The organism is Ramlibacter aquaticus, assembly GCF_015159745.1.
Taxonomy (GTDB): Bacteria; Pseudomonadota; Gammaproteobacteria; order Burkholderiales; family Burkholderiaceae_C; genus Ramlibacter; species Ramlibacter aquaticus.
Genome location: NZ_JADDOJ010000171.1, coordinates 1 through 1,066 on the forward strand (window position 1 = coordinate 1; position 1,066 = coordinate 1,066).

General features: G+C 60.3%; 1 protein-coding gene and 1 pseudogene. One reads left to right on the top strand and one right to left on the bottom strand.

The window, feature by feature from the left end; genetic code table 11:
* Positions 1-130: 130 nt before the first annotated feature.
* Positions 131-647 (bottom strand): annotated as a pseudogene (locus IM725_RS20820) (transposase); the annotation flags it as partial.
* A gap of 294 nt (positions 648-941) precedes the next feature.
* On the opposite strand from IM725_RS20820, the gene IM725_RS19985 reads away from it, so the two are divergent.
* Positions 942-1,066, top strand: a 125-nt coding sequence (locus tag IM725_RS19985) for an NAD-dependent epimerase/dehydratase family protein (RefSeq protein ID WP_193782341.1), incomplete at its 3' end; no start/stop codon positions are given.

The window sequence follows — 1,066 nt, forward strand, 5'->3', positions numbered from 1 at the left end:
CCTGACCGCCTCCTGCTTGAACTCCAGGGTGTACTTCCCTCGGCTTCTTCCTTCGTCCATCTCTCATCTCCTTTCCCGGCATTCTCCGGGACTGAGCTATGAACTCCGAAATTCGAGGGCAACCTCAGAGCTTGTGCATGCGTGGCCAGCCGTATTCGCCACGCAGTTGCTCGTGAATGGCCCAGATATGCGCCAGCAACGCTTCATCGCTGACGTTGCGCCTGGGGCCTGGCCGGCGGCTGGTAGCCTCCCAGCTGAAATACGCGCTGGGGCTGACTTCCAGGACTTCGCACATGAGCGTGATCGGCCCGCGGCCCCTCATCGACCGGATCCAGGCGTTTTTGCAGAACGTCCTGCGCAAGTGCGCCGCGGCTTTTTTGCGCTGTCACGCTCCATCATCAAGCGCGCCACCTGCGCCCGCAGCCTGGCGATCTCAGCCTGCTCGGGCGTGACCGTCACGGCATGCTTGCCGTCCGCGTCATCCCCAGCTGGCCCTTGGCATCGGCCCGCACCCAGTTGGTCAGACTCGCGCTGGGCATTCCCAACGTATTGGCCATCACCGACGCCGCGCGACCGGCCTTGACCTGCCTGACGGCCTCCTGCTTGAACTCCAGGGTGTACTTGCCCCGATTGCGTCTCTCGTTCATCTGCTCTCTCCTCTCCCGACATTCTCCGGGCAGAGCTATGAACTCCGAAATTGGGGGGCAAGGTCACGGTCCTTGCCAGGTTCGCCGCATCTACATACGGGAGGGCCTCATCGGCAAAAACAAGCAAGAAGTCTTGATGACCGACTGTGCGTTGAACTTGAGGTCAATGAGTTCCAACCGAACCACACTGATATGGGCCCTGAGTTGTTCATCCCTCATCGACTAAGATAATGCCGGCTAGTGCACGCGCCGGTCCAGTACTAACTAACCTTGCACCGACTGGATAATAAAGAAATGACGTTACTCGTGACCGGCGGGGCCGGTTTCATCGGCAGCAATTTCGTGCTGGACTGGCTGGCGGGCTCCGACGAACCCGTGGTCAACCTCGACAAGCTGACCTACGCCGGCAACCGCGAGAA